Origin of the sequence: uncultured Gimesia sp., from assembly GCF_937919775.1 — a bacterium.
In the GTDB taxonomy this organism is placed as follows: Bacteria; Planctomycetota; Planctomycetia; order Planctomycetales; family Planctomycetaceae; genus Gimesia.
In genome coordinates this window covers 1-2763 of the sequence record NZ_CALFPF010000544.1, presented here as the reverse complement: position 1 = coordinate 2763, position 2763 = coordinate 1, and the positions used below count along the sequence as shown (strand labels likewise).

Annotated in this window: 3 protein-coding genes; 1 reads left to right on the top strand and 2 read right to left on the bottom strand. The window is 50.2% G+C overall.

Annotated features, from left to right (window positions below; translation table 11 throughout):
* Nucleotides 1-1357 (top strand): arylsulfatase (locus Q0294_RS15675; RefSeq protein WP_299467324.1); only part of this gene is annotated, 1357 nt, incomplete at its 5' end.
* 80 nt (nt 1358-1437) lie between these two features.
* Here Q0294_RS15675 and Q0294_RS15670 read toward each other — a convergent pair.
* Nucleotides 1438-1932: a hypothetical protein gene (locus Q0294_RS15670; RefSeq protein WP_299467322.1), complete on the bottom strand. Its 495-nt coding sequence runs from the start codon at nt 1930-1932 to the stop codon at nt 1438-1440.
* Between the two features lie 152 nt (nt 1933-2084).
* The gene (locus Q0294_RS15665; RefSeq protein WP_299467320.1) at nt 2085-2564 is read right to left on the bottom strand and encodes a TadE family protein; all 480 of its coding nucleotides are present in this window, start codon (nt 2562-2564) and stop codon (nt 2085-2087) included.
* Between the last annotated feature and the right edge of the window lie 199 nt (nt 2565-2763).

Here is a 2763-nt window from a genome sequence, read left to right as displayed (position 1 = left end):
GGGATACGGTGACCTGGGTTGTTACGGACAGGAAAAAATCAAAACGCCTCGCATCGACCAGATGGCCGCGGATGGCATGAAATTCAGTCAGATGTATGCCGGCGCTACAGTATGTGCCCCTTCCCGTTGTGTGTTGATGACCGGACTGCACATGGGGCACGGCCGCGTGAGAGGAAATACCTGGGTCAAAGAGAACCAGTCACTCAAGCCCGACGATGTCACCGTCGCAGAACTCCTCAAACAGGCCGGTTACAAAACGGCGTTAACGGGGAAGTGGGGCGTGGGTGAGGCAGGTACACAAGGCGTGCCCAATCTGCAGGGCTTCGATTATTTTTATGGTTATCTGAATCAGCATAATGCCCACAATTATTACCCGGAATTCCTCTGGAAAAATGGGGAGAAAGTCAAACTGAGAAATATCGTCGATCCCGGCACGATTTCCAAAGGTCCTGCGGGAACGGATCGCCTGGGAGGTGTCGCCACGAAAAAAGTCGATTACTCGCATGATCTGATCATGCAGGAAGCGCTCCGCTTTATTGACCAGAGTGCCAAGCAGCCATTCTTTTTGTACGTCGCGCTCACGATTCCTCACGCGAATAATGAAGCAGGCAGAAAAGTCGGCGACGGTCAGGAAGTTCCCGATTACGGTATTTATGAAAACAAAGACTGGAAAAAACCGGACAAGGGTCAAGCCGCCATGATCACGCTGATGGATACCGGCGTCGGTCAGATTCTGGATCGTCTCAAGGAATTGAACATTGATAAAAATACGCTGGTCATTTTCAGTTCTGATAACGGCCATCATCGGGAGGGGGGCAATGATCCTGAATTCTTCGATGCCAACGGCCCGCTCAGGGGTATGAAACGCGATCTCTACGAAGGAGGCATCCGCGTACCTTTTATCGCTTACTGGCCGGGAACAACGCCAGCCGATAGGGTCTCCGATCACATTGGCTACTTCGGCGATTTAATGGCAACTGCTGCAGATCTGGCGGGTGTTCCCTGCCCGGACGGTCTGGACAGCGTCAGCATTGCTCCCACTCTCACCGGAAAACCGCAGCAGCAACAGCAACACGGCTTTCTGTACTGGGAATTTTATGAACAGGGGGGCAAGCAGGCTGCCCGCTGGGGTCAATGGAAAGCAGTCCGCATGCCGATGCTGACCGGCCCTACAGAACTTTTTGATCTTGAAGAAGACTTAGGAGAAGGAACGAATCTGGCGGACCAGCATCCGGACATCGTCAAAAAAATGGAAGCGATGATGCAGGAAGCACACACACCTGATCCCCTCTGGAAACCATCGGGTAAAGCGCCAAAAAAGAACCCTGCTCCCGGTGATGGCAAAGCCCGATTTTAAAGATGGTATGAGTCAGCAGGCCAGAACCGGTGAATGAGTTCGTTCAACCGGACTCAATTCAATACTTGAAACACCAGAGGTTAAGGACAGGTGTAAGTTGTAATTCTGGCAAGAGCGGGTTGCCCGCTACCAATGTCGAAATAAGCCGTTGATGATGCGGAGACGTTGAGAAACGAAAATCCAAATAACGCACTGCAAAATCCCTGGACGGGGACTGTAGCTTGTGCTCTGACCGCAGGCGCGACCCCGACAACGGTGACATCTGCTCCCGCGTCAAACGTAAAGGGAGGAGTCAGAGACGTTAATCCGCCAAACACAAAATTTCCGAAACAGGTATTATTTTCATTCGGTAAATTGCCAGGATTGTAATTATCCGTCAATGTCAAGGTAGAACCGAGAATCGGATTGGCGGCGGCATAAGCGATCCCCACATTGCGAGGAATCTGAGTTGAACCACTTCCACTGGCTTCCCACTCATTCACCGCAGCCAGCGCTGCTGCATCGAGGCAATTATTGACTTCAACCTGGGCCTGCCACAACGTGGCAATTTCCAGAACGACACAGAAAAAAGTCATAAACAAAGATCCCCAAATCACCAGCCAGAGAATGGCGATCCCGCGACGATTCTGATGAAGAGTATCTCTATTTGAATCAATTCGTTTCATAGGTCATGTGTCAGTCTAAGCAAAAAAAATCAAATGCACTTCAGCAGGCGGTCTCTGTCGGTTTAGAGTTCGTACGAAAACGTCGTAGATTCTTCAACGACATAATTTTGAATCGAAAAACCAAAGCTGGATAAAAAATCGGGAATATTTCCGTCCAAGGGGACACAGACTGTCGTACGAACCGACTCAGTCGTTACCGATCCTGCCACGACAGGCAGACTGGTAACAGGCGGAGTGCAGTCACAATTAGGTGCTGCCACAACAGGATCGTTAATCGTTGTCGGCACACTGACATTATGTTCCAAAATAACCCGGCAACTTCCCAGTGGCAATCCTCCCGTATTCAACACTCGGTCTACACTGGTTTTCAATGGGCCTGTATTCAAAGCGTTGATCGAGCCCCCTGGTGTTTCAGAAGCAATCTTGGCGGCATAACGACTGGCATACGCGGTCTGCTCGATCGCCACGTAGATGAGTGATATTTCAACGATCGCCAGCATGATGATCAGGAACGCAGGCGTTGCCAGAATCAATTCCAGCACAACAACCCCCGATCGTGGTGCGTTTCGTTTCGCAGTTGGTTGCCTGTTTCTCTGCACAGTCTGGTACCACTCTCTGTCTTCAGGTCAAATATCCGACGATTTATCGTAATCTATTCACTATAGTATTAGTTTGGCAAGCAATTTGCGTTCCCTACTCAAGTCACACCTGACATCTCTACGGATTCAACAGAGAATACAG